2 protein-coding genes are annotated in these 1,364 nt (G+C 45.5%); both read left to right on the top strand.

Annotated features, from left to right (window positions below; translation table 11 throughout):
• Nucleotides 1-408: hypothetical protein (locus tag QUB61_RS39480; protein ID WP_333136931.1), on the top strand; the 408-nt coding region annotated here is incomplete at its 5' end.
• A gap of 3 nt (nt 409-411) precedes the next feature.
• The gene (locus QUB61_RS39475; protein WP_333136933.1) at nt 412-882 is read left to right on the top strand and encodes a transposase; all 471 of its coding nucleotides are present in this window, start codon (nt 412-414) and stop codon (nt 880-882) included.
• Nucleotides 883-1,364 lie beyond the last annotated feature (482 nt).

The raw sequence follows: 1,364 nt of genomic DNA, 5'->3' as shown, positions 1-1,364 counted from the left end.
TACGAATTATTGGTACGAGCCAAGGATGCAACAAGAGAGCTGATGGATTCAGTGATGACCACTCCGAATGTGTCGTGTTTAGCGGAATTTTCGCTCAATCCATTATTCAATCGTCAATGGCCCAGCGTCTACGAAGCGTTACAAGACTGTAGACGGGACCGAAAAAAACTGATGCTGCTGTATCTGGAGCAATTACAGAAAGAAGCACCCCCAACGGAACACATATTAGTGGCAATCGACCACACTGCATGGGGGAGACCAGATGCCAAAACGTTAAAAGACAGAACTCATGAATATCAGAGGGGCGTAACTGTTGGACAAGGATACAGTACAATTGCCTGGATACCATTGGCACAAGGAAGTTGGGCATTACCTCTGCTCCATGAAAGAATTAGTAGCGGGTCTTGACCCATACTTCAAGCAGCTTCCCAACTCAAACTTGTCTGTGAACAGAGCGTCAACCCTGTTTTAGCAGTTTTAGATGCTGAATATGGGAATGCTTGTTGGGTGCTGGCGCTAACGCAAGCTTCCATCCTTGCTGATTGTTTAATGAGAGTCCGAAAAAATTCCTGCTTATGGTCAGCACCACCAGCCTATAGTGGTCGCGGTAGACCACGGAAACACGGGCAAAAAATGAGACCGGGCGACCCAAACACCTGGCTTCAAGCGGATACTGCGATTGAAATTGACGAACATCCAGAGTTGGGAAAAGTCCGAGTTAGACAATGGCTGGACTTACATTTTTATCGTGCGGCCCAACAGAAAATCAATTTAATTTTGGTTGAAAGAATGAAGCCCATGTCAAACGGTCAGCCGTTTCCACCCTTATGGTTGGCTTGGGTTGGAGAACGAACTCTACCCAAGCGAAACTATTTGGTTTAAATATTTGCGACGTTTTGGAGTCGCAAATTGGTATCGATTTGCATTCGCAACGATTGCATTGGACATTGCCTAACTTGAGAACTCCTGAACAATCACCAGCGTTGGAGTGATTTAATGCCGCCCCGGAGTTGGCAACTCTGGCTGGCACAAGATTTAGTGATCGAGAATAGACTCCAGCAGGCAATCTGCTACGATCGATTTAACTCCTGGACGTGTTGCCCCATCAATGTTTTCGGTTTTAGTTGACATTGGTACTCCTACAAAAATCCCTAAACATAGGGGAAAAGCCCCCGGCTGGGAAAAAGGAAAGGTACGTACCAAGGCACCGTGCTATCCCACTGTCAAAAAACGAGTTTCTCGACGCAAAAAATCTTCAAAATTAGCTATTTAATCTTCTCCCTCTTGAGTTTTTGAGTAACAGCTTGCCGGATATTTAAAGGCAGCTACTTTTAGATGCGCTCGTTTTTTAGTCTCAACTCCAG

Origin of the sequence: Microcoleus sp. C2D2, assembly GCF_036702495.1 — a bacterium.
Lineage (GTDB): Bacteria > Cyanobacteriota > Cyanobacteriia > Cyanobacteriales > Microcoleaceae > Microcoleus.
Note: the sequence above shows the minus strand (reverse complement) of the source record. Positions and strands in the feature narration are given on the sequence as shown.